Genomic DNA, 25,150 nt, shown 5'->3' with positions numbered 1-25,150 from the left:
GCCGGAGGAGCCGGCCGTCGCTGACCGGCAAGTGAGGAGGGTACCATGACAGGGCTTCAAGAGGTCAGCCAGCGCCACGAGGGCGAGCTCGAGGCGGCCGTTGCGAAGGGCAAGCCGATCCTGGAACTGCGCGGCCTGCAGAAGAACTACGGCGCCGTCCAGGCGCTGAAGCCCGCCACGATTACTTTCCTCTCCGGCGAGATCCACGCGATCGTCGGCGAAAACGGCGCCGGCAAGTCGACACTGATCAAGCTCCTGACCGGCGTCATCCCGCGAACTGCCGGCGATGTGTTCTGGCAAGGCGAGCCGGTGCAGCTTTCGACACCCACGGAGGCGATCAGCCGCGGCATCAACGCCGTCCACCAGGAGGTGGTGCTCTGCCCGCATTTGAGCGTGGCGGCCAATATGTTCCTCGGCGACGAGATGAACAGCAACGGCCTGATGCGCAAGCGCGCCATGACCGATGCCGCCCAGGGCGTCCTCAACGATCTCGGCTTCAACTTGCCGGCCAATGCGACGCTCGGCAGCCTGACGATCGGCCAGCAGCAGTTGGTCGCGACCGCCCGCGCCGCCATGCGCGGCACCCGCTTCCTGATCTTCGACGAACCGACCGCCTATCTGACCCGGCAGGAATCCGCTCAGCTTTTCCGTCTCATTCGCCGGCTGCAGGGCGAAGGCGTCACCATCGTCTATATCAGCCACCGGCTGGAAGAAGTCTTCGAGCTTGCCGACCGCGTTTCGGTGTTGCGCGACGGCACCCATGTCGGCACCCGCGACATCTCGGAGACGAACGAGGCGGAACTGATCGCGCTGATGATCAACCGCACCATCGAGCAGATCTATCACAAGGAACAATTCGCCTTCGGGGAGACGATCGTCGAAGCGCGCGGCCTCTCCGGACCGGGCTTCAGCGACATATCGCTTTCGGTCCGCGCCGGCGAGATCGTCGGGCTCTACGGTCTGATCGGCGCCGGGCGCAGCGAATTCGCGCTCGGCCTCTATGGCCGCCATCCCCTCACCGCCGGAGAGGTGTACTGGCAGGGCCGCAAGGTCGAAATCGACAACGAGCGCAGGGCGATGGAGCTCGGCATCGCGCTCGCGCCGGAAAGCCGCCGCGACCAGGGCCTTTGCCTCAACCTGCCGATCGGCCTCAACATCAACCTGCCGGTCTTTCGCCGTTTGACGCGCGGGCTGACGATTAACCGGGCCGAGGAGGCCGCCAATGCCGATCGCCAGATCCGCGATCTGCAGATCAAGACGCCGTCGCGGCGGGTGCTGGCCTCCGCCATGTCCGGCGGCAACCAGCAGAAGATCGTCATCGGCAAATGGCTGAGCCACGGCGCGAAACTCTTCATCTTCGACGAGCCGACCGTCGGCGTCGACGTCGGCACCAAGGCGGAAATCTACAGGCTGTTTGCACGGCTGCTGGAAAAGGGGGCGGGGATCATCCTGATCTCCTCCTACCTGCCGGAAGTCTACGAGCTTGCCGACCGCCTGCACGTGTTCCGTCAAGGGCGGCTGGTGGCGAGCCATGATTACCGCGCCGCCAGCCACGAGGATGTCTTGGCGCAGGCGATTAACGCGTGATCGATCCGAGAATTGGAAGGACTGCAGGGAGGGCAGAATGAGTGTGGAAACGGTAGAAAGCAGCACAGGACCGACGCCGAAGCGAGGGGTCAGCATCCTGTTCGGACTGACGCTCCTCGGACTGCTGGTCGTCCTCTGGCTGCTCCTTGGCCTGGCGACGAGCGCCTTCTGGACCCCCAACAATATCAGCAACCTCCTGCGCCAGGGGGCGATGACGGCGATCCTGGCTGTCGGCCAGACCTTCGTGATCATCACCGCCGGCATCGATCTGTCGGTCGGCGCGGTCGTTGGCTTCACCAGCGTCATCGTCGCCTGGCTGCTGGCCGCCGGCGTACCGCTCTGGCTGGCGCTTGTCGCGACGCTCTTGATCGGCGTGCTGATCGGCGCCTTTCACGCCTTCGGCATCGTCCGCATGGGCCTGCCGCCCTTCATCATCACGCTTGCGACGCTGACGTCGCTGCGCGGCATCGGCCTCCTGATCACCAACGGTTCGACAATCTCGATCACCAACGAGGCCTTCACCAATTTCTCGCGTGCCGATTTCCTCGGCGTTCCGAGCCTGTTCTGGATGGTCATCGTTGTCGCCGTCCCCGCCTATGTCTTCCTGCATCTGAGCCGCTTCGGCCGCTATCTTTTCGCCGTCGGCTCGAACAGCGAAGCGGCGCGTCTTTCCGGCGTCAATGTCAACCGGACGATCTATCTCGCCTATATTCTCTCTTCGACTTGCGCCGCCTTTGTCGGCCTGCTGCTCGCCTCGCGCATCGGCATCGGCAACGCCACGCAGGCCGAAGGCTGGGAATTGCAGGCGATCGCCTCGTCGGTCATCGGCGGCACCAGCCTTTTCGGCGCCGTCGGCTCGGTGCACGGGCCGCTGCTCGGCGCCTTCATCCTGGCGACGATCAACAACGGCGCCAATCTGTTGAACGTCAACTCCTTCTGGCAACGCATCATCACCGGCGTGCTGATTATCGTGATCGTCTATTTCGACCAGCTCCGGCGCCGGGGCTCGCGTTGAACGGCGCGAAGCGGTCATTGGCAATCGACATGGGGGAAGCGTCATGAAGGCTGTCGTTTGTGCGGAGCCCGGTCGTTTGGAAGTCGCCGATCGGCCCCGGCCGGCGCCGCCGCCTGAGGGTTGGGCCCGCCTCGCGGTCAACAGCGTCGGCATTTGCGGCACCGACTATCATATCTTCGAAGGCAAGCACCCCTTCCTCGAATATCCGCGCGTCATGGGCCACGAGATTTCCGCGACCGTCCTTGAGGCCGACACGGCTTCCCGACTCGCCCCCGGAACGCTGGTGGTCGTCAATCCCTATATCTCCTGCGGGACCTGCATTGCCTGCCGGAGGGGGAAGCCCAATTGCTGCACGGCGATCCGGGTTCTCGGCGTCCACACCGACGGCGCCTTCTGCGAAGAAATCCTCATGCCGGAGAAGAACCTCTATCCGGCGACCGGTCTTTCTCCCGAAGCCGCCGCGACGGTGGAATTCCTGGCGATCGGCGCCCATGCGGTGAGACGATCCGGCGTGGCGCCCGGTGCCCGCTCCCTGGTGATCGGCGCCGGCCCGATCGGCCTCGGAACGGCGATCTTTTCGCGGATCACCGGGCACGAGGTGGCGCTTCTCGATACCAGCGCCGAGCGGCTGGCTTTCGCCGTGGACGAGCTCGGCTTTTCGGGCGGCCTCCTCGCCGGTGAGGGACTGGAAAGGGCAATTGCCGAAGCCACGGATGGTGACGGTTTCGACGTCGTCTTCGACGCCACCGGCAATGCCGCGTCGATGGAACGGTCCTTTGCCCATGTCGCCCATGGCGGGACGCTCGTCTTCGTCAGCGTGGTGAAGAACGACATCCGCTTCTCCGATCCGGAATTCCACAAGCGCGAGATGACGCTGGTGGCGAGCCGCAATGCGACGCGGGAAGATTTCGACCACGTCATCGCCTCGATCGGCACGGGCCTGGTGGCGGTGGACAAGCTCATCACCCACAGGACGACCCTCGACCGATGCGTCGACGACCTGCCGCGTTGGGCGCATGACAAGGCCGGCCTTGTGAAGGCAATCGTCACGGTCGCTGCCGCATGAGCTTCATCGACGCCCACCAGCACTACTGGACGCTCGGTCTCGGCCACAATGACTGGCCTGGCCCAGATCTCGAACCGATCTTCCGCGACTTCGGACCTGACGATCTGAGGCCTCATCTCAGCGCCGCAGGCATCAACCGGACGGTTCTCGTCCAGGCGGCGCCGAATGTCGCCGAGACCGGGTTCCTGCTCGAAATCGCCGCGCGCGAGGAGACGGTCGCGGCGGTGGTCGGCTGGGTCGATATTCTAGCGGCCGACGCCCGCTCCGAGCTTCGGCGACTGAAAACACATCCGAAGTTCAAGGGCATCCGGCCGATGCTGCAGAGCATCGATGAAACTGCCTGGATCCTGCGGCCGGAGGCGATCGCCATACTCGAAATGCTGCCGCAGCTGGACCTCCGTTTCGACGCGCTCATCCAGCCGCGCCATCTGCCGGTCGTCGCCGCCCTCGCCGACCGCCTGCCGGATCTCGCCATCGTCGTCGATCACGGCGCCAAGCCGTTCATTGCCGAAGGCCGGCTCGAACCCTGGCGAAGCGACATGGCGGCGCTCGCCCGCCGCCCGAATGTGTACGTCAAGCTCTCTGGACTTGTGACGGAAGCCGGCGGACGCTGGTCGGTCGAGCGCTTGCGGCCCTATGCCGTCCATCTTCTCGACATGTTTGGTGCCGACCGGGTGATGTTCGGCAGCGATTGGCCGGTTGTATTGCTCGATGCCGACTACGCCGAGTGGTTTGCCGCTGCTCAAGCGTTGACCGCAAGCTGCACGGAAGCGGAGCGACAGGCGATTTTCCTGGGGACGGCAGCCCGTTTTTACGGAATTTCCGCGGCCTGAGGTACGAACGTCATAGCGCGACAGGCCCGCGCAATGTTATCTCAATAAATTAGTAATATGAATTCCCTCGGAACTTGCCCTAAAAACGAGGGGGTACTGTTTGTTGCACTGCACAAGAAAAGTGGTAGTCTGAAAGCGATTGCGGACCACCAAGACAAACACTCGCAAGGCTTGCGTCGGACCTGGGAGCGGCGCCGGATCGATTGAAACAAGGGGTACGCGTCCCATGTTCTACCAGCTCTACGAAATGAACCATGCCATGATGGCCCCATGGCGCACGGCGGCGGACGCCATGCGGCTGGCCTTCAAGAATCCGATGAACCCGGTCTCGCACACCTATTTCGGCCGCGCCGCGGCGGCAGGGCTGGAAGTCTTCGAACGCGCCACGCGGCGCTATGGTAAGCCGGAATTCGGCCTGCCCGAGACGGTCGTCGACGGCCAGCCTGTGCCGGTCCGCGAGAAGATCGTCTGGCGGGCGCCCTTCTGCAACCTCATCCATTTCGAACGGTCGCTGCCGAAGGGAAGGACGCCGGACCCGAAGGTGCTGCTCGTCGCACCCATGTCCGGCCACTACTCGACCTTGCTGCGCGGCACGGTCGAAGCGCTTCTGCCGCATTCGGACATCTACATCACGGACTGGCTGGATGCCCGCATGGTGCCGCTCAGCGAAGGCACTTTCGATCTCGACGATTACATCGACTACGTCATCCAGATCCTGCATCACCTCGGACCCGATACCCATGTGATCGGCGTCTGCCAGCCAGCCGTGCCGGTTCTCGCCGCGGTCGCTTTGATGGAGGCGGAGAACGACCCGCTCTCGCCCGCGTCGATGACGCTGATGGGTGGACCGATCGATACCCGCATCAACCCGACCGCCGTCAATCAGCTGGCCGAGCAGCGGCCGGTCGACTGGTTCCGCGACAATGTCATCATGCCGGTGCCATGGCCGCAACCGGGCTTCATGCGCATGGTCTATCCGGGCTTCCTTCAGCTTTCGGGCTTCATGTCGATGAATCTCGACCGCCATCTGGTCGCCCACAAGGAGTTCTTCGCCCATCTCGTCAAGAACGATGGCGATGCCGCCGACAAGCACCGCGACTTCTACGACGAATATCTCGCGGTCATGGATCTCACCGCGGAATTCTACCTGCAGACAGTGCAGGTGGTGTTCATGCAGCATGCCTTGCCGAAGGGAGAAATGATGCATCGCGGCAAGCGCGTCGATCCGACGGCGATCCGCAAGGTGGCGCTGCTGACGGTCGAGGGCGAGAACGACGACATTTCCGGCGTCGGCCAGACCCAGGCGGCGCAGACGATCTGCACCAACATTCCGGAGCACATGCGTCAGCACTACATGCAGCCGGACGTCGGGCACTACGGCGTCTTCAACGGCTCTCGCTTCCGCGGCGAGATCGCACCGCGCATCGTCGCCTTCCAGCGCGAGCATTCGCGCCACTCGAGGCCAGTGAAGCAGATCATCAAGGGAGGCAAATCGGCCTAGCTCCACCTGACGCGGGCTTTTCGACCGCGGCCTAAAGCATCCTGAGGCGGCGATTTGCTGCCGCAGGATCAAGGGTTTGTCCGATTCCCATCCGGCGCATCTTGCAGTCATCTCCTGCCTTTCCCACATCGTTTTCATCGGGCCGCAACGGGCGGTCCGCTGACTGCGAGGAATACTGACGATGAACCAATCTGCATTGATCCGTCCGGACTGGACGCCTGCGACCATTGCATTGATGGTGCTCGGTTTCGTGGTGTTCTGGCCGCTCGGCCTGGCGATGCTCGCTTACATCCTCTTCGGCGACAAGCTGAAGACCTTCAAGAAGGACGCCAACGACAGCGTGGACCGCATGTGCGCCGGCTTCCGCCGGAGCAATCGTGGCCATTGGGCCCACCATCGGACCGGCAATGTCGCCTTCGACGACTGGCGCGAGGCGGAACTTGCGCGTCTCGACGAGGAACGCCGCAAGCTGGACGAGATGCGCGAGGAATTCGACGCCTATGTCCGCGAGCTCCGGCGCGCCAAGGACCAGGAGGAATTCGACCGCTTCATGCGCGAGCGCAAGAACGGCCGCCCCGGCCCGGCACCAGAGACCGCCTGATTGACAGGAATGGCATCCCGGCGTTTCACATGAAACGCCGGGACTACAGCGCCGCGCGTCCTATCAGACGCCGCAAAGGTCGCTGTAGCACTTTGAATTGCTGCATGTATCCATAAATCGAGGTCGATCTAAGGACACATGCAGTAGGCAGCTGCCAGCGGACGGCGAATCGGCTAGAAAGGCCTCATGTTTCCCTCCTTCAAGCGCCGCCGCGGCAGTGAAACGCGCCCCGATATCACGCGTGACATCGAGGTGGCCGGCAAGCGTCTTCCCTTGACCATCCGCCAGAACGCACGCGCGACACGGATGACCTTGCGCATCGAGCCCGGCGGGCGCGCCCTGAAACTCACCGTTCCCGAAGGTCTGCCGGAGCGCGAGGTCAGCGCATTTCTCAGCCGCCATCAGGGCTGGCTGATGACCAAACTCGCGCGCTTCTCCGGCGAAAGCGAGCTCGAAGACGGCGGAACCATCTTCATCCGCGGCGTCGCCCATCGCATCGAGAGGACCGGCCGGATTCGCGGCCTTACAGAGCCCGTCATCGTCGACGATGAGGCGGTGTTGCGGGTCGGCGGCGCGGAGGAGCACCTGCGCCGGCGGATTGCCGACTACCTGAAGAAGGAGGCGCGCCTCGAATTGGAGCGCCTCGTCGCCGTTTATGCCGGCCGAATCGGCCGCCGCGTCCGCTCGTTGAGCCTCAAGGACACCCGCAGCCGCTGGGGCTCCTGCTCCGCCGAAGGTGACTTGAGCTTTTCCTGGCGCATTGCCATGGCGCCGCCGAAGGTGATCGCCTATCTCGCCGCCCACGAGGTCGCCCATCTTGAGGAGATGAACCACGGCCCCGATTTCTGGGCGCTGTGCGAAAGGCTCTGCGCGGATACCAACGAGGCCAGGCGCTGGCTGAAGCGCAACGGCACCATGCTGCACTCCATCGATTTCGGCTAAGTTCACGGTTGAGTTTGGCCGATGGTGACGAGAGACGGGGACTGGACGGTGCGGACAACCGCCGAAACTGAAGTAAGCCCGACTGAAAACGCCCGGCCAAAGTCTCTTAGGATGACGCGCTGCAGAGCAACGGTTTTGCTCGACTCGGACGGTATTTCGTGCAAGGTCGCTTGCCATGAAAACGGAAGTGAAAATATGTGGACTGAAGACCGCGGAGGCGGCGGAGCATGCCGTGGCGCTCGGGGCCACGCATATCGGCTTCATCTTCTTTCCCAAGAGTCCGCGCAACATCGAGCCTGACGACGCCGGCCGGGTGGCCGAACGTGTTCGCGGCCGCGCGAAGATCGTCGCCGTCACCGTGAATGCCGACAATGACGATCTCGACGAGATCGTGTCCGCGCTGAAGCCCGACATCCTGCAGCTTCACGGCTCCGAAGATCCGGACAGGGTTCTGACGATCAAGGCGATCTACGGCCTGCCGATCATGAAGGCGCTGTCGATCCGCGATGCCTCGGATCTCGAAAGGATCGATGCCTATGTCGGCATCGTCGATCGCTTCCTTCTCGATGCTAAGCCGCCGGCCGGGTCCGAACTACCCGGAGGCAATGGTGTCTCTTTCGACTGGAGGCTGCTCGACGCGCTTGACGGGAGCGTCGATTACATGCTTTCCGGTGGACTGAATGCGGAAAATATCGGCGAGGCTCTTGCGCTGACCGGCGCCAGCGCCGTCGATATATCCTCCGGGGTGGAGAGCGCCCCGGGTGTCAAGGATTTGAAGCTCATGGATGCATTTTTCGGCGGTGTCCGACGCGCCGAAGCCGTAGTGCCACGATCAGGGAGCAGGACGTGAATCAGCCGCTAAAACCGAACTCCTTCAGGGCTGGACCGGACGAGGACGGCCGGTTCGGTATTTTCGGCGGCCGTTTCGTCGCCGAGACTCTGATGCCGCTGATCCTCGACCTCCAGGACGAGTGGAACAAGGCCAAGAGCGACGCGGCCTTCAAGGCCGAGCTCGATAGGCTCGGTGCTCACTATATCGGCCGGCCGAGCCCGCTCTATTTCGCCGAGCGCCTAACGGCTGAGCTCGGCGGCGCCAAGATCTATTTCAAGCGCGAGGAGCTGAACCACACCGGCTCGCACAAGATCAACAATTGCATAGGCCAGATCCTGCTCGCCAAGCGAATGGGCAAGACCCGCATCATCGCCGAGACCGGTGCCGGCCAGCACGGCGTCGCTTCGGCGACCGTCGCCGCCCGCTTCGGTCTTCCCTGCGTCGTCTACATGGGCGCCACCGACGTCGAGCGCCAGGCGCCGAACGTCTTTCGCATGAAGCTTCTCGGCGCCGAGGTGAAGCCCGTGACCGCCGGCAACGGCACGCTGAAGGACGCCATGAACGAGGCGCTGCGCGACTGGGTGACGAATGTCGACAGCACCTATTACCTGATCGGCACGGCCGCCGGCCCGCATCCCTATCCGGAGATGGTCCGCGACTTCCAGGCGGTCATCGGCCAGGAGGCGAAAGAGCAGATTCTTGCCGCCGAAGGCCGCTTGCCGGACCTCGTCATTGCGGCGGTTGGCGGCGGCTCGAACGCGATCGGCATCTTCCATCCCTTCCTCGATGACGAGGATGTTCGGATCGTCGGCGTCGAAGCGGGCGGCAAGGGACTTGATGGCGACGAGCACTGCGCCTCGATCACCGCCGGCTCGCCGGGCGTGCTGCACGGCAACCGCACCTATCTGCTGCAGGACGGCGACGGCCAGATCAAGGAAGGCCACTCCATCTCGGCGGGCCTCGATTATCCCGGCATCGGTCCGGAGCATGCCTGGCTCAACGATATCGGCCGGGTCGAATATGTGCCGATCATGGATCATGAAGCGCTCGAAGCCTTCCAGACGCTGACGCGGCTCGAAGGCATCATTCCGGCGCTCGAGCCATCGCATGCGCTGGCCGAGGTCATCAAGCGGGCGCCGACAATGGGCAAGGACGAGATCATCCTGATGAATCTCTCCGGTCGCGGCGACAAGGACATTTTCACCGTCGGCAAAATTCTGGGAATGGGGCAGTAACGAGTATGACCGCACGCATGGAGCAGAGGTTCGCCGACGTCGCGGCGGAAGGTCGCCCGGTCCTTGTCACCTATTTCATGGGCGGCGATCCCGATTTCGAAACGTCGCTGGCGATCATGCAGGCGCTGCCGAAGGCGGGCGCCGACGTGATCGAACTCGGCGTGCCCTTTTCCGATCCGATGGCCGACGGCCCGGCGATCCAGCTTGCTGGCCAGCGCGCGCTTAAAGCCGGGCAGACGCTTGCCAAGACGCTCGACCTCGCCCGCCGCTTCCGGACTGAGGATCAGCGCACCCCGATCGTGCTGATGGGCTATTACAATCCGATCTACATCTACGGCGTCGAGCGCTTCCTGGATGACGCCGTCGAGGCGGGTGTCGACGGGCTGATCGTCGTCGATCTGCCGCCGGAAATGGACGACGAGCTCTGCATCCCGGCGCTGAAGAAGGGCATCAGCTTCATCCGTCTGGCGACGCCAACGACCGACGACCGCCGTCTGCCCAAGGTTCTCGAAAACACCTCCGGTTTTGTCTATTACGTCTCGATGACCGGCATCACCGGTTCCTCTCTGCCGGATCCGTCGCTGATTGCCGGCGCGGTGGCGCGGATCAAGTCGCATACGAAGCTGCCCGTCTGCGTCGGCTTCGGCGTCAAGACCGCCGAGCATGCGCGGGTGATCGGCGCTTCCGCCGATGGTGTCGTGGTGGGGACGGCGATCGTCAACCAGATCGCCTCGAGCCTGACGGAAAGCGGTCAGGCTACCGACGCGACGGTGCCGGGTGTGGAAGCTTTGGTTCGAGGGCTTTCGGCCGGGGTGCGGGCGGCGCGCCTTGCGGCAGCCGAATAATCGCCCATATTGGCGCGCAGAAGCCGAAGGACATCTTCAGGAGTCTACTTAAGTGAACTGGATCACAAACTACGTTCGGCCGAAGATCAATTCGATGCTCGGCCGCAGGGAAGTTCCGGAGAACCTCTGGATCAAGTGCCCTGAAACCGGCGAGATGGTGTTCCATCGCGATCTCGAAGAGAACAAGTGGGTCATCCCGCAGTCTGGCCATCACATGAAGATGCCGGCAAAGGCCCGGCTGAAGGATCTCTTCGATGGCGGAATCTACGAAACCCTGCCGCAGCCGAAGGTGGCGCAGGATCCGCTGAAGTTCCGCGATTCGAAGAAATATCTCGACCGCCTGCGCGACAGCCGGGCCAAGACCGAGCTCGAGGACACGATCGTCGCCGGCCTCGGCCTCGTCCAGGGCGTCAAGCTGGTCGCCGTCGTCCATGAGTTCAACTTCATCGGCGGTTCGCTCGGCATGGCGGCCGGCGAGGCGATCATCAGGGCCTTCGAGAAGGCGATTGCCGAGAAGTGCCCGCTGGTGATGTTCCCGGCTTCCGGCGGCGCCCGCATGCAGGAAGGCATCCTGTCGCTGATGCAGCTTCCGCGCACCACGGTTGCGGTCAATCTGCTGAAGGAAGCGGGCCTACCCTATATCGTCGTGCTGACCAACCCCACCACCGGCGGTGTCACGGCATCCTATGCGATGCTGGGCGACATCCACTTGGCCGAACCGGGTGCGGAGATCGGCTTTGCCGGCAAGCGGGTGATCGAGCAGACGCTCCGCGAAAAGCTCCCGGATGGCTTCCAGACCTCGGAGTACCTCCTGGAGCACGGCATGGTCGATATGGTCGTCAAGCGCCACGACCTGCCGGCGACGCTTTCGCGCCTGCTGAAGATCCTGATGAAGAAGCCGGCGGAGGCCGCAAGGCGCGAGAGCGGCTCCCAGGTTTCGCCCTTGCCGCTCGCAGCCCGGGCCTAGGCCGCCGCACCAGCTCTGTTTGATTCTCTAGACTTGTGCGCCTTTCCGGGGCGCGCAAACGTTGCTGTAAATGTTTTGATTCGCTGCAATTCCGTTTAGGAATCATCTGGCAGCGTCAATTTTTTGAGGCAAGAACATGGCGGCGGCACAGGTCAGCGAGGCGGCGCAGGAGATTGAAAAACTTCTGGCTCTGCATCCCAAGGGATTCGACCTGTCGCTCGACAGAATCACGCGGCTGCTGGCCGCGCTTGGCAACCCGCAGGACCGCCTGCCGCCGATCATCCACGTCGCCGGCACCAACGGCAAAGGCTCCGTCACCGCGTTTTCGCGGGCGATCCTCGAGGCTGCAGGCCTCAGCGTCCATGTGCACACGTCGCCGCATCTGGTGAACTGGCACGAGAGATATCGGCTCGGCGTCAAGGGCGGCAAGGGTGCGCTCGTCAGCGACCCGGTGCTGGCCGATGCTGTCCGGCGCGTGGCGGAAGCCAATGCCGGCCAGAAGATCACCGTCTTCGAGATCCTGACGGCCGTCACCTTCTTGCTTTTCGCGGAGCATCCGGCCGATGTCGCGGTCATCGAGGTCGGCCTCGGCGGCCGCTTCGACGCGACGAATGTCATTGCCCGGCCGGCGGTCTCTGTCATCATGCCGATCTCGCTCGATCACCAGGCCTATCTCGGCGACCGGGTGGAACTGATCGCCGCCGAGAAGGCCGGAATCATGAAGCGCGGCTGCCCGGTGGTGATCGGCCATCAGGAAGAAGACGGCGTGCGCGAGGTGCTGGTCGAAACGGCCGAGCGGCTCGGCTGCCCGATGTCCGTCTACGGCCAGGATTTCATGGCGCATGAGGAATTCGGCAGGCTGATCTTTCAGGACGAGAACGGCCTTGCCGACCTGCCGCTGCCCCGCCTGCCGGGCCGGCATCAATATGCCAATGCGGCGGCGGCGATCCGCGCCGTCCGGGCGGCCGGTTTCGACGTGCCGGAGGCGGCGATCGAGAAGGGCCTGGCCGGGGTCGAATGGCCGGGCCGGCTGCAGCGTCTTGCCGGCGGCAAGCTCTCGCACTACGGGCCGCCGGCCGCCGAAATCTGGGTCGACGGCGGCCACAATCCCGGCGCCGGCCAGGTGATCGCCGAAGCCATGGCGACCTTCGAGGAGCGAGATCCGCGGCCGCTGTTCCTGATCATCGGCATGATCAACACCAAGGATCCCGTCGGCTACTTCAAGGCCTTCCTCGATCTCGCCGAACAGGTCTTCACCGTTCCGATCCACGGCTCGGATGCGGGGCTTGACCCGGTGGCGCTGGCCGCCGATGCGGCCTCAGCCGGTCTCGAGGTAAACGCCGCATCATCGGTCGCCGAAGCACTCGGGCTCATCGCCGAGCTCACCGAAGAGGACCCCGTGCCCCCGCGCATCCTGATCGGCGGTTCGCTCTACCTCGTCGGCGACGTGCTTTCGGAGAATGGCACGCCGCCGCGGTAATCGTCAGACTGCATTCGCCCCTCATCCCGCTGCCGCGACCTTCTCCCCGTTTTTGACGGGGAGAAGGGTTTTTGCCGCGCGCTCTCCGTCCCCTCGCCCCGCCTGCGGGGAGAGGGTTTGGGTGAGGGGCGATTGAAGGCGGTGCGTGTCGTCAGAAGGCAAGTAGAAAGCCCGGACATAGCCGGGCTTTTCATTATCAATCGTCAATCAATTCGCGGCTTAGACCGCGTTGGAAATCCACGAGCTGAGCGCGGTCTTCGGCGCGGCGCCGACCTTGATGTCGGCGACTTCGCCAGCCTTGAACATGGCGAGCGTCGGGATCGAGCGGACCCCGTATTGAGCGGCGAGTTCCGGGTTTTCATCGATATTGAGCTTGGCGACCTTGACCTTGCCGGCGAGCTCGGTGGCGATCTCTTCGAGGCTGGGGGCAATCATTTTGCACGGACCGCACCATTCGGCCCAGAAGTCGACGACGACCGGCTCGGCGGAATTCAGCACTTCTTTTTGAAAATTGGACGCATCGACTTTCACAGTTGCCATCGGCTGCTCCTTCGGAATGGCATTGTCCAGATATTGTGCCTCATGTGAGGCCTCGCCGCTGGATTTTCAATATCGTGTATCTCACTTTGTCGCGAGCTCTTCAAGGCTCCCGTCCAGCATTGGGTCGGGAAGCACCCACACGGCCGGGCCTTCGGTGAAGATCAGCACGCAACGGAATTGCTTGCCGGGATAGAGCGGCCTCAAGATTTCGCGGTAGATTGCGAGCTGCCGCCGGTAGACGGTCGGAATTTCGGCGACCGAGGCCGGCACTTGGCGATTGGTCTTGTAATCGGCGATCGTCACGGTGTCGCCGGCAACCGCCAGGCGGTCGAGCCGGCCGGATACGGCGAATTCCTGACTGCCGAGCTTGAGCGTTCCCATGACGGAGACTTCTGCACGGCTCTGTTCGCCGAAGAGCGGCTGCAAATCCGGATGCTCGAGCACCTCCATCACGGCACGGCTAAGTGCCTGCCGCTCCGTCTCCGGCCAGCGTGGCACGGCCCGGCTGAGGTAACGCTCCGCCGCGTCCCGGCGCTCGGCGCCGTCGATCGTCGGCAGCACCTGCAGCAGCCGATGCAGGATCGCACCGCGCAGCATCGAGAACTTCGGCGCTGTCTGTGCCGCAAAGAGAGCCGAGCCGACGATCGTCTCTTGCTCCGGATCGTCGATCGCCACGCTCGTTCCCGAAGGGGCGAGCGGTCGCGGCAGCCGGCGCTGCGGCGGCAAGGGGGTGAAGAGTGCCCGCGGCAGGCTGGATGCCGTCGCCGGAGGCTTGCTCTCCGAGTCCTCGCGTACCGGGACGGCGACCGGCACACGCGCTTCGCGCCAGGCATGGCCCGTCCATTCCTCGCCTCCGGCTGAAAAGACCATCGGCGTCGCCCGGCCCTTCGGATCATGCGCTAATGTGCCTTGAACCATCGCATGCCAGGTATCGAGGTTCTGCCGCTGGCCGCGATAGCCGCAGACGATCAGCCGGTCCGCCGCGCGCGTCATGCCGACATAGAGGAGTCGGCGATATTCTTCCTCGGCCAGGCGCTTCAGCCGCTCGTTGTCGGCGGCGATCAGCGAATTCGACGCCGAGCCGGGAGCGCGCCAGACGGGCACCCCGAGCATCGAGCCGTCCGCCTGGGACTTCTCCAGGAAGCGGAGGTCCGAGACCTGCTGGCGGACGAATGCTTCGCCGCCGCCGTCGACCAGAAAGACGACCGGTGCCTCGAGGCCCTTGGCGGCGTGCACGGTCATGACGCGAACCTCGTCGCGTTCCTTGTCCTGCTCGCGCTTGACCGTCGGCGCCTCGATCTCGAGCGTCGAGACGAAGGCCTGCAGGCCGGGCAGCCCGCTCCGCTCGTGGTCGAGCGCAAAGGTCAGGAATTCGTCGAGGATATCGCTTACCTCGCTGCCAAGCCGCGCCAGGAAGGCGCGCCGGCCGCCATTGGCGCCGAGCACGCGGGCATAGAAGTCGTGCGGCAGCAGGTTGCGGGCAAGCTCGCCATAGCCGGCGAGCATCCGCACGACCCGACGATATCGGCTTGATTCCTCGGCGCCGAGCTGTTGCAGCCGTCGCCAGAGACTTTCGCCCTCGGCCCGGCGTGCCGCGAGTTCGAAGACATCGTCCTCGCCGAGATCGACGAGCGGGCTCTTCAGCAGCGCCGCGAGCGACAAATCGTCCTCGGGCAGCAGCACGAAACGGCCGAGCGCCAGGAGATCCTGGATGGCGATATGGTTGGTGAGCACGAGCCGGTCGGCGCCTGCGACCGGAATATTGCCGCGGCGCTTGAGTGCACGCGTCAGGGCATTGACGAAGGCGTCGCGCTTGCGCACCAGCACGATGACGTCGCCGGGTCGCATCGGGCGTCGGGCGCCCTTTTCGATCACCGTCTCCTTGCCGATCCAGTCCTCGAGCACGGCCGCGATGCGCCGGGCAAGAATGTTCACCGGAGCCCGCTCCGGCGTCGCATCGAAGGGCGCCGTCCAATCCTCTTCGGAGCTCACCGGCTCGGGCGCGATGATGTCCCAGATGTCGACGGCGCCGGGGTGTCCGATCCGGTTCGAAGCGTGCACGATCGCCTCGCTGCGGGCGCTCAAGCCCTTCGCATTGCCCGGATTGGCAAAGACCGTGTCGACGGCGGAAAGCACGTCAACCGTCGAACGGAAGGAGAGCTGCAGCCGGATGGGGCTGAAATACTTGCTTCCGGCGCGCACCCGCCGTTCGGTCTGGATGCTTTCGCGCGAGAATCGCTCGGGACGCGCGCCCTGGAAGGAGTAGATCGACTGCTTTTCGTCCCCGACCGCAAAGATCGTCCGCTCGTTGGCGCGCGCTGTTTCGCCGGCGAAGAAATCGGCGGCGAGCGCCTGGATGATTGTCCATTGGGCGGGGCTCGTGTCCTGGGCCTCGTCGATGAGAATGTGGTCGATGCCCTGGTCGAGCTTGTAATGGACCCAGGCGCCGACATCGCTGCGAGAAAGCAGCGCAGCCGTGCGGTTGATCAGGTCCTCGAAATCGAGTTGGCTGCGCCGCTTCTTGAGGTCTTCGTAGTCCCTGTTGAGCCGTTCGGCGAGGATCAGCGCCGCGCGCGTCGCCTCGTACATCCGGACGATGCTGAGCCGGTCGGCGCAGGTTGTGATGTGCTTGCGCGCCTCTTCGATGAGCGGCGCCAGTTCAGGCGCCTGCGCCAGCATTGCCTTGTTGAAGAAGGCCGAATCCGCCTTCGGCTTGCCGCCGCCGTTGAAAAACACGCCGAGAAGCCCGGCAAAGCGCTCCTCCGCATCGGCGGCCTCGCGGGCCGCCTTCAAGCCCTCTGCGATCTCCCCGGGTTTCACTCCGCCAAGGCTCAGCGCGAGCTCGATATAGCGCTGAAGCGCCGCGCCGTTGAGGCCGGCAAGCGGCCAGGCTCCGGCCATCACGCTCGCGGCCGTCTCCCCCGACGCAAGACCGAGCGCGGCTCGCAGGTGCTTCTCCCGCCCGCCTTTTACGGCGGCGCTATCGAGAAAGGCCTGGATCGCCGCGCGGTTCGCCACGATCGCCTCCAGCAGCTTTTCAAGGCCGGTATCGTCGGCGAGGTCGAGGACGGTGGCGAAGGCATCCGCAAGCTCGCCCTCGTCCTCGGCGGCGGTGGCCGTCAGCAGGGCGCGGCGCGCATCGGAAAGCAGCACCGCCGCGGCCCGATCGTCGAGGACGGAAAAGTGTCCCGCCACGTTCGCCTCGAGTGGAAACTGATGGAGCAGCGCTTCCGAGAAGGCGTGAATCGTCTGGATCTTCAACCCGCCCGGCGTTTCGAGCGCCTTGGCAAAGAGCCGCCGCGCCTCCTCAATCTTGGCGAGGGAGGGTCGCGTGCCCTCGATCGTCTCTATGCGCTTTTCCAGAGCGGCATCATCGAGCGTCGCCCATTCGGCGAGGCGCTCGAAGATGCGGTTCGACATCTCCGAGGCGGCTGCCTTCGTATAGGTCAGGCAGAGAATGGCGGAAGGGCGGCAGCCGGAAAGCAGCAGCCGAATGACGCGCTGCGTCAGCACATGCGTCTTGCCCGAGCCGGCATTGGCCGAAACCCAGGCCGAGCGCGCCGGATCCGAGGCAAGCGATTGCCGCTCGGTGGTCCAGTCGAGCCACGCCTTGGGCGTCCTCTCCTCCGGGCCGAAAGCCTCATTCCTCATCGTCGTCCTCGCCGTCAGCGGTCGCCCATTCGGCGACGCGCGCCAGGTGATCGTATTCGCCGCCATAGTCCCGTTCCTTCTGGACGATCAGGCGGGAGGCGAAACCGTAGCGGCCGCTGGTCAGCGCCGCGAGCAGCTTCCTGAGTTCGGAAAGCGATTCTTCCGCCAGCTGTTCGGCGGTCTTGGTCTCCCTCGACTTGCTGTTCTCGTTGTTGACCGTATCGACGGCAAAGCGGCTGCCAGGCTTCAGGCGGACATAGCGCAGCGAATCCGGCCGCGCCGGTCCGATGGTCGCAAAAGCACCCGCCTTGAGGGCGGCCGCTTCGAGGGAGAGCTGCGGGTCGAGCAGGGCCCGTGCCTCCTTCGCTGAAGGGCTGGAGCCGGTCTTGTAGTCGATGATGTCGACGGTGCCGTTGGCCAGCCGGTCGAGGCGGTCGGCTATGCCGGTCAGCCTGATATCCGAGATGCCGATCTCCATGGCTGCGGGGACTTCCGTGAAAGACCTGACGATGCCGGTCCGGCGCTCCCGCTCCCAGGAAAGAAACGCCCTTGCGACCGCTTCGAAGCGCGGTCGCCAGATCGTGTCGATGTGCGTCGGCAGGTTCTCCTCGTCGAAGGCCTCGCGGATCAGCCGCGCCATCGCCGCCTGCCCCTCGCTGGAGGCGGGATCGAAGCCACCTTTGACGAAGCGGTCGACGATGCGGTGGTAAAGCAGGCCGCGTTCGACAGCACTCGGATCGCGATTGAAGGGGTCGATCGGCTCCAGCCGCAAGATGCGGCGCGCATAGATGGAATAGGGGTCGCGGCGCAGCTTGGTCACTTCGCTGAAGGAATATTTGCGCGGCTGCATGTCGGCCGGCGGCTTCGGCTGCGGCCGCTCGCTGAGTGGTTGGCGCTCGCCGTCGTCGAGGATGCGCATCCAGTGAAGATAGCTCGCGCCATTCGCCTTGAGCTGCTCGGTGAACGTTTTGCCGCCGAGCGCCTGCAGCCGCTGCAGCCAGCGCGAGGCGACCGTCGGCGCCGAGCCCTGGCGCATGGAGCGGGAAAGGATGAGGCGGCGCGTTCCGCAGGCCATCTGGAAGTCATGGGCGAGCTGGCCGATGCGCCGCTCTGGCGGTTCGAGGCCGATACCCGATTTCATTGTCCGAGACAGGAAAGGGTCGTTCGAGGTCTGCGCCGGCCAGGTGCCTTCGTTCATCCCGCCGAGCACCACGAGATCGACGCTCTGCAGACGCGATTCAAGAGCGCCGAAGATGAAGACGCGCGGGTGCCGCATGGATCGAGGTTTCACCGCTTCGCTGGCGGCAAGCGCCTCGACGATGTCGCACCATTGCCGCCCGTCGGCCTCCATCTGCCCGTCGGTCTCGATGATGCCGCGCAGAAGCGTCGCCAATGCTTCGCCGGCTTCCGAACCCCAGAGCCCGCCGAGGCTGCCGCGTTCGTCGATGGCGACGGCTTCCAGCGCGCGGCCCGTGCGCTCCGCCCAATCGGCGAGCGTCAGGGCTGTCGTGTGCTGGCGACCGCTTTCCGGGCCGCCGGAAATGGTACTCGTCAACGGCCCGACGGCCGCGGAAAGTCGTCGGGCGAGTGCCCGCGCGAGATCGACATCCTTCGGGTCGATGCCGCCGCGCCACGGCCTCGGGTGCCGCTCGGTGCGCTGCCGGGCGAGCGCCCTATCGATCCCGAGTTCGAGAGCGGAAATGTCGGATATGTCGGTGCCGCCGCGAAGCGCCACGAGCTCCAGCACGTCGGCGGCACGGCGTGCGACTTCCGCCGTCTGGCCGAGCCGGGCGAGCGGATGCTTGAGCAGCGCGACCAAAGCCACCGGATCGTCGGGCCTGAGGGTCGCCTCCAGCAGCAGCCGGGTAAGCCCACCCGCCGCCGTTGCCGAGAGCGGAACGCCGGCGGAATCATCGGCTTCGATGCCGAAGCGGGCGAGCTCGGCGCCCACCCGCCGCGCAAGGCCGCGATCGGGCGTGATCAGCGCTGCCTGGCTCTCCTCGTCGCCTTCGAGTGCCAGCCTCAGCGCAATGGCAATCGCGGTCGCCTCCTCGCGCTCGTTCGCCGCTTCGATCAGCGCCACGTCCGCGAAGGCCGCGGAGAGCGTCTCCGGCTCGAAGGTCTCGCGGGCCTCAGTCCAGCCGTCGGTGGCCTCGGCCGGCAGCAGCGCCCGCGACACGACCAGGGCGCGATCGCCGAGATCGTCGTCGAGCGATCCCAGCACCGGCACGTCGCGACGATCGATACGCACGCGTTTCAACAGGCGGTGCAACCCGTATTGCGGATGCGTGCGGCTTGCCGGACCCCTTGGGCCACGTTCGGCTTCCTTGCCAATCAACTCCCATTCCGTGTCGCTCATCATGAGGTCCAGGCCGGGGAGCACGATCGTGCCGTTCGGCAGCGCCTTCACTGCGGCGATCAGCGCTGCCGTCGCCGGAATCGAGCCCGTCGAGCCGGCGATGATGATCGGTCCGCTTGCCTTGCCGGCGGCGATCCGCTGCGTTTCGGCCCTGAGCATAGCGTTGCGATGGCGCGCCGGCGAAGAGTGCTTGAGCTCGTTGAGCCGTTCCGGCCAATAGGTCCGGGCGATCTTCAGGAAGGCAAGCGTCAATTGCCACCAGAGCGCATGTTCGCCAGCATCGAGCCCGTCGAGCGCCTCCCAGTCGAGCTCCTCCGTCTCGATCGCATCGATGAGTTCGGCGAGATTGCGCGCCAGCCAGATGGCGTCGGCCGGGCTTGCCGGTGCGATCAGCGGACTTTCGGCATGTATGTCGAGGACCACCTGCGGTAGGCGGTTGCGCCAGGCGAGAATGAGGCGGCCGAGCTCGATCAGCCGCGCCGTGCCGGAAAGCGGCGGCGCAAGATCGAGGATCGCCGGCATCTCGGCGTCGAAGAAGCCGCTGTCGTCGTCCGTCTCGCCGAGGGGCCGGATCACCGGCAGGATCGCCGAGCGGCCGCCGAGCAGATCGACGAATTCCGAGCGCAGGACACGGGCCGCACGCCGCGTCGGCACGAAGATCGTCACGCCGGCGAGCGCCAGCGGATCGGCCGGTTCGTATCGGAAGTCCGGCGTCAGCACCCCGTCCAGGAGTTTTTCCGCCAGCGTCTTCAGGAAAGGCAGGCCGGCAGGAATCGTGAAGACGTTCGTGGTGGCGCCGGGCACCTTATCCTCCCGGTTCGAAGCGCCGGACCAACGCCTCCGCCTCGCCGATCGCCTCAGGCGTGCCGACGGTCAGCCACTGGCCATCGAGCATCAGGCCGAACAGCCGTTCCCTGGCGATCGCTCGGTCGAAATAGATGTTGAGATTGAATGCGTCGCTGGGCGCATCGGCGAAAAGCCGCGAGTCCATGGCGATCGCGCCGGCATATACGACCGGATTTTCCATGCCTTCTTCGTAGCGCTGCAGCCGCCCATCCTTCGAGAGCGAAAAATCCTTCTTGCCGTTGTGCCCGGTCGTGTCCTCGAGCCGCACGCAGAGCAGCGCCATGTCCATGCGCCCGGCGTCGAAGAACGTGGCGAGCCGCTGCAGGTTGCAGGGTTGCCCGGCCTTCTCGCCGACCCAGAAGAGATCGGCATTCATTACCAGTACGGGCCCGTCGTCGAGCAGCTTCAGACCCTTGGCAAGGCCGCCGCCGGAATTCATCAGCGCATCGCGCTCGTCGGAAATCAGGATGCGCGGTGTCTCGCGCCGGCTGAGATGGTCTTCCATCTTGTCGGCGAAGTGGTGGACGTTCACCGCCGCCCTGGTCACGCCGGCGACCGCGAGCAGGTCCAGAACATAGTCGATCATCGGCTTGCCGGCGATCCGGACGAGCGGCTTTGGCAGTGTGTCGGTGATTGGCCGCAGGCGGGTGCCCAGTCCGGCCGCAAGCACCATGGCATTGGTGATGGGCATGATTTCCTGTCAGTTGGCTGATTCGCTAGGCAGGATTCCAGCCTTAATGCACCAATCGCGCAAGGGTGTCAGCACTTCATGTGTCAGTGCATGCTGCAGATAGGTCAAGGTGCGCGGCATGTGCTTCAGATAGCCGGGCTTGCCGTCGCGCTCTTTCAGCCGCACCCAGATGCCGGCGAGCTTGCAATTGCGTTGCGCCGCCATGATGTGCCAGTCGCGCAGGAAGGAATCCTCGTCGAAGGCGCCGTGCAGCTTGCGTTCGGCCCTGTAGGCGCTAAGCAGCCGGTCGGCGAGTTCGGGACCGATCGTGACGCGCGCGTCCTGCACCAGCGAAGCGACGTCGTAGGACGTCGGCCCGATCATCGCATCCTGGAAATCGATAATGCCGATGCGATCGAGACCTTCGCGTTCCGGCCGCCACAGGATGTTGGGCGAATGGAAATCGCGCAGCAGCAGGTTTTTTTCGGCCGAGCCGAGACTGTCGATCAGCCGGTCCCAGATGGCGAAGTAGTCGTTCCGCTCGGCCTCGGAGGCAGGTAGTCCGCGTTTCCACGGCAGGTACCAGTCGATCAGGAGGCTCGTTTCGATCTTCATCGCCGTGCGATCGAAGTCCGGAACGTGGTGGACGATGCCGTTGGCGACCGCGATGTCGCGCTCGGTCGGGGCGACATGAAGGCGGGCAAGCAGCCGCGCGCCCTCCATGTACCGCTCTGCAACGGGCCGGCCTTCGGCGTCGAGAATCCCCTCCGAGCCCAGATCCTCTATAAGCAGCAAGCCCTGGTCGAGATCGCGCGCGTAGATTGCCGGTGCCGCAAAGCCACGCTTGCGCAACAGCGTCGATATGGCGACGAAGGGAACGACGTCCTCGGCGATATGAGCGAGCTGCTGATAGTATTTGCCATCCTGGAGGATCGGGCCGGGCTTGTGCTTCGCCGCGTCCATCAGGATTTTCGCCGGCTCACCATCGGCCGTATGGATCCGCTCATAGGCCCGCACCGAGGCGTCGCCGCTCAGGTGCCGGCGCCTCGCGCCGGGATGGCCGACCTCTTTGAGAAAAGCCCGGATCGCGAGGGAGCGGGCAATCCGCTCGACGGCCGCCTCCGGCCCGGTGATGCGGACGCGACGCCCATCACCTTCATGCGTCAAGGCGAGCGTGATCCGGTTCGCCGGCAGCGCCTCCTCGGCCTTCTCCGGCCATTCGACCAGGCAGATGCCCTCTGAGAGCGCCTCGTCGAAGCCGAGCTCGTCGAGCTCGGAAGCGTCGGCGAGGCGATAGAGATCGAAATGGGCGACGGGAATACGCAGCTCATAGCTCTGAACGAGCGTGAAGGTCGGGCTCGGCACCTCGAGCGAAGCGTCGTCGGCCATTGCCCGGAGGAAGGCGCGTGCGAAGGTCGACTTCCCCGCGCCGAGATCGCCCGAAAGCCCGACGCAGTCGCCGGCCTTCAAGGCAAGTGCGAGGTCCTCGCCGAGCTCGATCGTCGTGGCCTCGTCCTGCAGCAGGCGTTCGAGTGACTTCATCTATTCCGCCGCGATGATCTTCGGCATGTCGGCGGAAGGAATGCGGCAGGTGACTTCCGTCCCCTCGCGTTCCTTGCTGCGGATCGAAACGGTGCCGTGATGCAGGCTGACGAAGCTTTCGACGATGGACAGGCCCAGTCCGGCGCCGCCGCGCTGGCCGTAGCTCTCGAAGCGGTTGAACACGGTGTTGAGCACGTCCTGCGGAATGCCCGGTCCGGTATCGGTGACGGAAAAGACGAAGTCGTTACCTTCGCGCCGGCATTGGAGGTCGATGGTGCTGCCTTCGGGCGCGAAATTGGCGGCGTTGGTCAGGAGCTTGATGAAGACCTGCTTCAGGCGTTGCTGGTCGGCCGTGATGCGGCCGAGATTGTCGGGGGCGTCGATCCTCAGCGACGCGCCGCTCTCGACGAGCCGTTCGGCCATCTGCTGTGCAACATCGTCGAGCAGGTCGATAAGGTTCACCTCGGACATGTCGAGCTCGACGATGCCGGCATCCACCGTCGCGAGGTCGAGGATGTCGTTGACGATCGTCAGCAACAGCGAGGAGGAGGTGGCGATATGGTCGACATATTCCGCTTGGCGCTCGTTGAGCTCGCCGAACGCCGGCGTCTTCAACAGATCGGCAAAGCCGATGATGTTGGTCAGCGGCGAGCGCAGCTCGTAGGAGACGTGGTGGACGAAATCGTTCTTCAGCGCATCGGCCTTGCGCAGCGCCTCGTTCTTTTCCGTCAGCGCCCGCTCGACCCTGACGCTGTCGGTAATGTTGACGAAGGTCAGCATCGTCTGGGCATTGGGCAGCGGAATGACGGCATAGTCGAGGATCAGCCCGGTGCGCAGCTCGAGGACGCCGCGACTCGACGGCCGCTCGTCGTCGAAGCTGGTGATGATATGGGCGAAGCGCTTCCAGCCGTCCGGCTGCTCGTAGGAGGGAAGGCATGCCTGCTCGACGGCACGGATGTGGGTCCCGGGCTTGGCCTCCGCCTCGCTGATGCCCCAGATCGCTCGGAAGGCCGGGTTCGATAGCCGGATGCGCCCGTCGGGCCCGAACACGGCGACGCCTTCAGCAAGATGATCGATCGTTTCGCCCTGGACCTGGACCAGCGTGTTGTAGCGGGTTTCGAGATCGACCTTTTCCGTCAGGTTCTCGAAGACCCAGGTGGCGCCGCCCTGCGGCCGCGCAGTCGCGAAGACGCGGAGCGTCTGCCCGTTCGGCAGGTGCCAGAGGTCGGACTGCGTGTCGAGCGCCTGATAGACCGAAAGTGCGTTCGCCTTCCACTGTTTCCAGTTCAGCGGCTCCGGCAGCTTGCCGCCGGCCCTCAGCCGGTCGAGCACTTCGCCATTGTCAGGCTTTCGTTCCAGGAAGCCCATGTCCAGCTCCCAGAGACGCTGGAAGGCCTGGTTGTAGAATTGCAGGCGCTGATTGCCGTCGAAGATCGCCACCGGCGTCGCCAGATGGTCGAGCGTTTCGGCGTGGCTCTTGAGCGTCCGCGCCAGTTCCTCGCGCACCGCCTCGATGCCGGAAACGTCGACGGCGATGCCCGCCGACCCGGCCGGGGTGCGGGCGTCGACCACATCGAAGAAGGTCCGGTTGCCCTTGACGACGGTCGAGACCTTGTCGCGATACGGGGTTTCGAAGGTCGAGACGGCGCGGATCTTTTCGCGCGCCGCCGTTGCGAGCAATTCACGCGCCTCGGCCGTCGCCGCCGCCGGGCTGCGCGCGTCGACCGCCTCGGCATAGGCCTCGTTGACCCATTCGAGCTTGCCGTCGGCGCCGCGCTGCCAGACCGGCAGGTCGATCGCATCGAGAAGCGTGCGGAATGTCGAGAGCGAGGCATGCAGCTGGTCGCGCTCGAGCTTCAGTTCGGCGAGCTCGGCCCTCAGATTGTTGAGCGCGACGAAGCGCACGAAGGCCCGTCCGCCGGAAACGCGGCCCTGTGCCTCCAGCACCTCGTTGCGCTGCGTCTCCAGCACCAGGTCGAAGCTTTGCGCCTGGGCACGCAAGGCTTCGATCGCCTTTTCCAGCTGGCCTGCCGACTGCGGCTTGATCCAGCGCCCGAAGGCGAGAAAATCGCGGTCGTCCTGCGGCGCGCCGGTCTCGAGCGGAAGCTGTCCGAGGAATTCCGGCCGCTCCGCCAGCCCGTCCCAGACGACGATTCGCCGGTTCTTGTCGGCAATGAGCGCCTGGAAGCGTGAAATCCGCTGGTTAGCGTCCGAAAGATCGGCGCGCAGGGCACGGTTCTCCGCTTCGATATTGCCGCGCTGGCGGATGAGCCAGATCGCAGAGAGCATCGCGGCGGAGATCACGCCGATCAGGACGGAGAAGGTCACCACTTCGGAGGTGCCGAAAATCGATCTGGCAACCGGAGCGGAAGCCTGGGCGGCCGCATCGGTCGCCGCGAGAAGCGTCGTGCCGGCGAGCAGCCGCCGAACCAGTGCGGAAGCCCTGCCGCCGAAAAATCTGGATTGTTCCGTCTTCATGGCGCCGACCCCGTTGATCCGCAAGGTGCCGCCGACCTTGCGTCGCCATGCCCGAAACCCTCGAAGAGGGTTTGCGTCCGTTCCGATTGCATCCCCGGTCTGTCTCCGTCTGTTTGCCGCTGTCCGACAAGACATCCCCGCCCGCAACGCCGTCAGCCCC

General features: G+C 64.8%; 18 protein-coding genes. 12 read left to right on the top strand and 6 right to left on the bottom strand.

What is annotated here, in order from left to right; all coding sequences use genetic code 11:
• Positions 1-45 precede the first annotated feature (45 nt).
• The 12 genes from CO656_RS12650 (at position 46) to CO656_RS12595 (ending at position 12,904) form a co-directional block, all read left to right on the top strand.
• Positions 46-1,587, top strand: a complete 1,542-nt coding sequence (locus CO656_RS12650; RefSeq protein WP_037418486.1) for a sugar ABC transporter ATP-binding protein — start codon at positions 46-48, stop codon at positions 1,585-1,587.
• A 37-nt stretch (positions 1,588-1,624) separates the two neighbouring features.
• Complete coding sequence (locus CO656_RS12645) at positions 1,625-2,602, top strand: ABC transporter permease (protein WP_097526007.1); 978 nt, start codon at positions 1,625-1,627, stop codon at positions 2,600-2,602.
• Between the two features lie 43 nt (positions 2,603-2,645).
• Positions 2,646-3,668 (top strand): zinc-binding alcohol dehydrogenase family protein, encoded by a 1,023-nt coding sequence (locus CO656_RS12640; RefSeq protein WP_037418490.1) that lies wholly within the window; start codon positions 2,646-2,648, stop codon positions 3,666-3,668.
• Complete coding sequence (locus tag CO656_RS12635; protein WP_097526006.1) at positions 3,665-4,501, top strand: amidohydrolase family protein; 837 nt, start codon at positions 3,665-3,667, stop codon at positions 4,499-4,501. Before CO656_RS12640 ends, CO656_RS12635 begins: the two co-directional genes overlap by 4 nt.
• 226 nt (positions 4,502-4,727) lie before the next feature.
• The gene (phaZ, locus tag CO656_RS12630) at positions 4,728-6,002 is read left to right on the top strand and encodes a polyhydroxyalkanoate depolymerase (protein WP_097526005.1); all 1,275 of its coding nucleotides are present in this window, start codon (positions 4,728-4,730) and stop codon (positions 6,000-6,002) included.
• Positions 6,003-6,183: 181 nt separating this feature from the next.
• Positions 6,184-6,603: a DUF2852 domain-containing protein gene (locus CO656_RS12625; RefSeq protein ID WP_037418497.1), complete on the top strand. Its 420-nt coding sequence runs from the start codon at positions 6,184-6,186 to the stop codon at positions 6,601-6,603.
• Between the two features lie 186 nt (positions 6,604-6,789).
• Positions 6,790-7,545, top strand: a complete 756-nt coding sequence (locus CO656_RS12620) for a M48 family metallopeptidase (RefSeq protein ID WP_097526004.1) — start codon at positions 6,790-6,792, stop codon at positions 7,543-7,545.
• A gap of 175 nt (positions 7,546-7,720) precedes the next feature.
• On the top strand, positions 7,721-8,395 hold the full coding sequence (locus CO656_RS12615; RefSeq protein ID WP_037418504.1) for a phosphoribosylanthranilate isomerase: 675 nt from the start codon (positions 7,721-7,723) through the stop codon (positions 8,393-8,395).
• Entirely contained in the window at positions 8,392-9,612 is a 1,221-nt protein-coding gene (gene trpB / locus CO656_RS12610) for a tryptophan synthase subunit beta (protein ID WP_097526003.1), read from the top strand. The genes CO656_RS12615 and trpB overlap by 4 nt, the downstream gene beginning before the upstream one ends.
• Positions 9,613-9,617: 5 nt before the next feature.
• The gene (trpA, locus tag CO656_RS12605; protein ID WP_097526002.1) at positions 9,618-10,457 is read left to right on the top strand and encodes a tryptophan synthase subunit alpha; all 840 of its coding nucleotides are present in this window, start codon (positions 9,618-9,620) and stop codon (positions 10,455-10,457) included.
• Positions 10,458-10,509: 52 nt separating this feature from the next.
• Complete coding sequence (gene accD, locus CO656_RS12600) at positions 10,510-11,424, top strand: acetyl-CoA carboxylase, carboxyltransferase subunit beta (RefSeq protein ID WP_037418511.1); 915 nt, start codon at positions 10,510-10,512, stop codon at positions 11,422-11,424.
• 136 nt (positions 11,425-11,560) lie between these two features.
• The gene (locus CO656_RS12595) at positions 11,561-12,904 is read left to right on the top strand and encodes a folylpolyglutamate synthase/dihydrofolate synthase family protein (RefSeq protein ID WP_097526001.1); all 1,344 of its coding nucleotides are present in this window, start codon (positions 11,561-11,563) and stop codon (positions 12,902-12,904) included.
• 219 nt (positions 12,905-13,123) lie between these two features.
• Here the strand turns inward: CO656_RS12595 and trxA are convergent, their stop codons facing one another.
• The 6 genes from trxA to CO656_RS12565 all read right to left on the bottom strand — a co-directional run bounded on the left by trxA (position 13,124) and on the right by CO656_RS12565 (position 24,990).
• Positions 13,124-13,444 carry a thioredoxin gene (gene trxA / locus CO656_RS12590; protein WP_018236119.1) on the bottom strand — a complete coding sequence of 107 codons (321 nt, stop codon included), beginning with the start codon at positions 13,442-13,444 and terminating at the stop codon, positions 13,124-13,126.
• 81 nt (positions 13,445-13,525) lie between these two features.
• A complete protein-coding gene (addA, locus tag CO656_RS12585) occupies positions 13,526-17,095 on the bottom strand; it encodes a double-strand break repair helicase AddA (RefSeq protein ID WP_097526208.1) in 3,570 nt (1,189 codons plus the stop codon).
• Positions 17,085-20,258 carry a double-strand break repair protein AddB gene (gene addB / locus CO656_RS12580; RefSeq protein WP_097526000.1) on the bottom strand — a complete coding sequence of 1,058 codons (3,174 nt, stop codon included), beginning with the start codon at positions 20,256-20,258 and terminating at the stop codon, positions 17,085-17,087. The genes addA and addB overlap by 11 nt, the downstream gene beginning before the upstream one ends.
• Before the next feature lies 1 nt (position 20,259).
• Complete coding sequence (locus CO656_RS12575) at positions 20,260-20,991, bottom strand: nucleotidyltransferase family protein (protein ID WP_037418517.1); 732 nt, start codon at positions 20,989-20,991, stop codon at positions 20,260-20,262.
• 9 nt (positions 20,992-21,000) lie between these two features.
• Positions 21,001-22,512 carry a tRNA (adenosine(37)-N6)-threonylcarbamoyltransferase complex ATPase subunit type 1 TsaE gene (tsaE, locus tag CO656_RS12570; RefSeq protein WP_097525999.1) on the bottom strand — a complete coding sequence of 504 codons (1,512 nt, stop codon included), beginning with the start codon at positions 22,510-22,512 and terminating at the stop codon, positions 21,001-21,003.
• A complete protein-coding gene (locus CO656_RS12565; RefSeq protein ID WP_037418602.1) occupies positions 22,513-24,990 on the bottom strand; it encodes a PAS domain-containing sensor histidine kinase in 2,478 nt (825 codons plus the stop codon).
• Positions 24,991-25,150 lie beyond the last annotated feature (160 nt).

Source organism: Sinorhizobium sp. FG01, assembly GCF_002531875.1.
Classification (GTDB): Bacteria; Pseudomonadota; Alphaproteobacteria; order Rhizobiales; family Rhizobiaceae; genus Sinorhizobium; species Sinorhizobium fredii_C.
This window is presented reverse-complemented; position numbering and strand designations above follow the sequence as displayed.

Bases quoted from the DNA above. Each gene is read 5' to 3' on its own strand.
- CO656_RS12650 (WP_037418486.1), top strand. From the start codon at position 46: ATGACAGGGCTTCAAGAGGTCAGCCAGCGCCACGAGGGCGAGCTCGAG.
- CO656_RS12645 (WP_097526007.1), top strand. From the start codon at position 1,625: ATGAGTGTGGAAACGGTAGAAAGCAGCACAGGACCGACGCCGAAGCGA.
- CO656_RS12640 (WP_037418490.1), top strand. From the start codon at position 2,646: ATGAAGGCTGTCGTTTGTGCGGAGCCCGGTCGTTTGGAAGTCGCCGAT.
- CO656_RS12635 (WP_097526006.1), top strand. From the start codon at position 3,665: ATGAGCTTCATCGACGCCCACCAGCACTACTGGACGCTCGGTCTCGGC.
- phaZ (WP_097526005.1), top strand. From the start codon at position 4,728: ATGTTCTACCAGCTCTACGAAATGAACCATGCCATGATGGCCCCATGG.
- CO656_RS12625 (WP_037418497.1), top strand. From the start codon at position 6,184: ATGAACCAATCTGCATTGATCCGTCCGGACTGGACGCCTGCGACCATT.
- CO656_RS12620 (WP_097526004.1), top strand. From the start codon at position 6,790: ATGTTTCCCTCCTTCAAGCGCCGCCGCGGCAGTGAAACGCGCCCCGAT.
- CO656_RS12615 (WP_037418504.1), top strand. From the start codon at position 7,721: ATGAAAACGGAAGTGAAAATATGTGGACTGAAGACCGCGGAGGCGGCG.
- trpA (WP_097526002.1), top strand. From the start codon at position 9,618: ATGACCGCACGCATGGAGCAGAGGTTCGCCGACGTCGCGGCGGAAGGT.
- CO656_RS12595 (WP_097526001.1), top strand. From the start codon at position 11,561: ATGGCGGCGGCACAGGTCAGCGAGGCGGCGCAGGAGATTGAAAAACTT.
- trxA (WP_018236119.1), bottom strand. From the start codon at position 13,444: ATGGCAACTGTGAAAGTCGATGCGTCCAATTTTCAAAAAGAAGTGCTG.
- addA (WP_097526208.1), bottom strand. From the start codon at position 17,095: ATGAGGAATGAGGCTTTCGGCCCGGAGGAGAGGACGCCCAAGGCGTGG.
- CO656_RS12575 (WP_037418517.1), bottom strand. From the start codon at position 20,991: ATGCCCATCACCAATGCCATGGTGCTTGCGGCCGGACTGGGCACCCGC.
- tsaE (WP_097525999.1), bottom strand. From the start codon at position 22,512: ATGAAGTCACTCGAACGCCTGCTGCAGGACGAGGCCACGACGATCGAG.
- CO656_RS12565 (WP_037418602.1), bottom strand. From the start codon at position 24,990: ATGAAGACGGAACAATCCAGATTTTTCGGCGGCAGGGCTTCCGCACTG.